The 3,888-nt window shown below is 50.0% G+C and carries 4 protein-coding genes; 2 read left to right on the top strand and 2 right to left on the bottom strand.

What is annotated here, in order from left to right:
- The first annotated feature begins 268 nt into the window (after window positions 1-268).
- On the top strand, window positions 269-1,441 hold the full coding sequence (locus Q8M98_04415) for a hypothetical protein (protein ID MDP3114003.1): 1,173 nt from the start codon (window positions 269-271) through the stop codon (window positions 1,439-1,441).
- Between the two features lie 17 nt (window positions 1,442-1,458).
- Window positions 1,459-2,013 (top strand): hypothetical protein, encoded by a 555-nt coding sequence (locus Q8M98_04410; GenBank protein MDP3114002.1) that lies wholly within the window; start codon window positions 1,459-1,461, stop codon window positions 2,011-2,013.
- A 215-nt stretch (window positions 2,014-2,228) separates the two neighbouring features.
- On the opposite strand, the gene Q8M98_04405 is transcribed toward Q8M98_04410, so the two are convergent.
- The gene (locus Q8M98_04405; GenBank protein MDP3114001.1) at window positions 2,229-3,209 is read right to left on the bottom strand and encodes a lipoate--protein ligase; all 981 of its coding nucleotides are present in this window, start codon (window positions 3,207-3,209) and stop codon (window positions 2,229-2,231) included.
- Entirely contained in the window at window positions 3,210-3,629 is a 420-nt protein-coding gene (locus Q8M98_04400; protein MDP3114000.1) for a spore germination protein GerW family protein, read from the bottom strand. It abuts the gene before it with no gap.
- Window positions 3,630-3,888 lie beyond the last annotated feature (259 nt).

The raw sequence follows: 3,888 nt of genomic DNA, 5'->3' as shown, positions 1-3,888 counted from the left end.
CTCATTAACCGAAGCCCACAGTGAATTATGCCGGTCTCTTACATGAGATACCTGTTTTCTGGAGAGCCGTATGCGGGAAAACCGCACGTACGGTTCGGAGGGAGGGGAGCCAGTAATGGATAACTCCCCTACCCCTATCATGTTCCGTCCCCTTTTTTCTGGATACCTCATCTCTCATCTCTGATCTCTTCCACCCGATGCCTTGGAAAAAAACAAAATTGCTTGACAAAAGATGTGGTGAAACAATCCTGCCGCAGAGGTGTGATGTATGCTAAAAAACCTGATGATGATCATTGTCCTGTTGACCTTTGCCGCGGGGCTCTTTGCAGCCGGGGCGGAGTATAGCATCGTGCTGGAGTGGGATATAATGAGTGGTGAGTTGAACGGCATCCTGAGCGGCAACCTGGACGGACAAAACGCTTTTGTGCAAGGCGTTGCCAAATCCGTCGCTTTGGGCTTCGCGATTGTCTCTCTCGGAGAACAATACTATGGCGGCGGCGAACAGCGTTTTGAGATCAACCGAAGGGAAGGCTATTACTCATTTTGGATCAGGGACAAATTTGCCGATGACGACGTCAATCCGGATCTGCGTTTGATCCGCTTGGCGAAACCGGTGATCAGCGTCTATCAGGGCGTCCGTTTGATGCAGCGCTTTGAGATCGACAAGGGTTTGGGGCTCACCTGCAAGGTCTTCACTCTCGATGCTGCCAATGCCACTCTCGATGGCGAGATCCGCTTTTTTCCCCGCACGAGGATCTTTATGGTGATGGTGGTGGATGCCGTCAGCGGAGCCGGAATTTCCGGTGCCGATCTGCATATCAGCGGTGGCGAAGATCGCTATCCTTCCGTGCAGACAGACGAAAGCGGCATTGCTTTCATCCCGGTGGAGATCGGTTCTTACCGTTTGGACATCGTCAAAGCGGGCTATATCAACACTTCGGTGAACGCCGTGATGGGCTTTGACGAGAATCCTCGGGAATTCGTCTTTGCCATTGCCCCCAAGGCAAAGGAGTTTCGCATCGTGCTCACCTGGGGTTCGCGCCCTCATGATCTGGACGCTCATCTCAGTGGTCCGCATCCGGATTCCGGCAGATTTCATCTCTGGTATCGAAACCGTGTGCTCATCGCCGGCAGGGATTTTCTCGATCGAGACGACATGGACGGCTATGGACCGGAAACAGTGACGATCTACAAGCCCGCCGCCGGAGAATATGCTTACCATGTGCATGACTTTTCAAACCGCCTTGACCGCACTTCCAATTATCTTTCTCGCAGCGGCGCGATCGTCCAAGTGTATGGGGATGAGAAACTTCAAGCCTCTTTTAGCATTCCTTCGGAACAATTTGGCAACCTCTGGGCTGTTTTTAAGATTGACAAAAATCAGCAGATTATTCCACTGAACAAAATCAGTTGGATAGAAAACGAAAGCAACATTCGATAACCGAAATGGAGGAAAGAATGAAAACAACGAAACTGATGTTGGTGCTACTCGCCGTGTTGATGCTACTTGCATTTATGGGTTGCGGCAAAAACAAGGTCAAAACCGATGGCGAGCTGGTGAACTTCCCACCCTGGTGGAACGTCCAAGCGGACGAAGCTTATGTCTGCACTTACGGGATGGCTACCAAGGTGAGCCAAACCGCGTCTATGGACGCAGCCAAGGCAAACGCACTTTTGGAAGCCGCCCAGTTTGTGGAAACCGAAGTCAAGGGCATGATCAAAAACTTTGAAAGCGAAACCGGCGTGTTTGAACCCCAAATCCTCGCCCTCACTGAGAAAGTGGTCAAAGTAATTTCCTCGGCAAAGTTTTCCGGCGTCATCCCTGGTCGCACTGAAACCCGAAAAGTGACCGAATATGGCGGACCGCGTTTCACCACCTATATCCAGATGAAAATCCCCAAGACCGAAGTTCGCAAGAACCTCTATAACAACATTCGCAACGAAGAAGCTCTTTACAACGAATTCAAGGCTACCAAAGCCTTCGAAGAGCTTGATTACTCCACTAAAAAGTAAAGCGCTACCTGTCCATAATCCTGTTTGTGCGATGAGTTATCTCGTTTGCTAAAGCGGGTGTGCGCCTACCGAGACCTTGATTATGGATTTACCGACGTCCCCGTCGGTTCATGACCTCTCAAACTAAATGGGTGCCGGGTTTGAAACCCGGTACCCATTTTTTGGGTGAACAAGTGAATGGGTGAGGCTGCGCCTTGTAGTTCTCTGTGGTAATACTAAAATAATGCCTTGCTCAATTCCAGCGGGGTGACGAGTCCGAAAATCTCGTCAAGCGGCATTGTTTCAAGCACTTTGATCACTTCGTCTTCCCGGTGGAGCGTGCCTTTGAGCGCATCTTCGAACTCGCTGGGATCGCGGGTGCCAAAGAAATCGCCAAAGACGCGGATGTCTGCAATGCGCCCTTTCTCTATCTCGGTATAGATTTCGATGGTGCCTGCGGTGCAGCGTATCGCGCCACGGTGATTGAACTTCGGTGAGCTGCCGTAATTCCATTCCCAGGTATCATATTTGCTATCCACCAATTCCTGGATGGCATCAAGCTCCTTTGAAGAAAATTCATGATCCACCGCATCGGCAAAGAGACTGCGCACTTCGTTGTGGATCAAAGCGATAAAGGCATCCAGTTCGAGGGGTTCGCTCAGATGATCGCAAACGTTGGTGACCCTGGCGCGGATGGATTTGACCGCTTTGTCCTTGAACTTCAATGGATTAAACTGCAGGGCGCTTGAGAGATCCGCCATCTGTGAAGAATAGAGGATCGTGCCGTGTTGGAGCACCTTGCCGCCAAAGACGCCGCGGGCGTTACCGGAGAACTTCAAGCCATTGATGGTGAGGTCGTTGCGTCCTTCCAGACGGGCGTCTATACCCAGTGATTTCAGTGCGGAGATTACCGGCAGTGTATATTTTTCAAAGGATCGGGCATCATTTGAGATTTCCTGCATGATGAAGCAGAAATTGAGGTTGCCCATGTCGTGAAAGACGGTGCCGCCACCGGTCATTCTGCGCACCACGGGGATCGCGTGTTGCCTGACGTAGTCATAATTGATCTCGGAGAGCGTGTTTTGGTGCTTTCCGACGATGATCGAGGGTGTGTTTCGATAGAGCAGGAAGACGTCCTGATCCAAGTTTTTGAGAATAAACTCCTCGGTCGCGATATTGAATGGAGCGAAGTTGCTTTTACTTATGATGCAGAGCAATTATCCTATCCTCTTTTTATCTTTCTTGAGCTTGGCTGAGAGTTTCATCATGCGGAAAAACAGCATGAAGAAAACGCCTATGAAGATTCCAACTTCCTTCAAGCCGACCACGGGATAAAACTTCACTTTGTCGCCTTTGATGGTATAGATACCCACTGGGGAAGTGGTGATCCCTCCACCGCCACCGCCGCCTTCGTTCATGCCGGAACTGTCATCTGCTTCCGGGGAATCGGCATCTATTTTCTTTGGGGAGTCTTTGACAGGAGTGCTTCCGCCACCGCCGCCCAAGCCAAAACTGACCTTGGCAACGGGAATGATGGTGATATCGTTGACCTGCATCGGCTTGCCAAAGGACATGCCCACTCCGGCAAAATTGTTCAGCACGGCTTTGATCTGAGCGAGTATTTCGATGAACTTCATGGTTAGCTCCTTTTTGGAAGGTTAGGGTCGGATATCGACTTAGTTCAAGATTGGGCAATAATCTCCAAGCGCTAAGATTTGTCAACTACCATTTTCACTTTTTGATTGCGTCCTTTTCTGAGACTGTTCAAAAACCATCACCATTCTACGCTGCTTTACCAGAGCACTTGGAGAATAAGTGGTCTAAGTGCTTCCATTTCACATTTTCTTGACAGATTTGGGAGATGTTCAGATTGGCAATCAGCGATTGCTCATGCAT

It is taken from the genome of Candidatus Cloacimonadaceae bacterium (assembly GCA_030693415.1).
In the GTDB taxonomy this organism is placed as follows: Bacteria; Cloacimonadota; Cloacimonadia; order Cloacimonadales; family Cloacimonadaceae; genus JAUYAR01.
The sequence above is the reverse complement of the archived record's forward strand: the minus strand, read 5'-3'. Positions and strand labels throughout refer to the sequence as shown.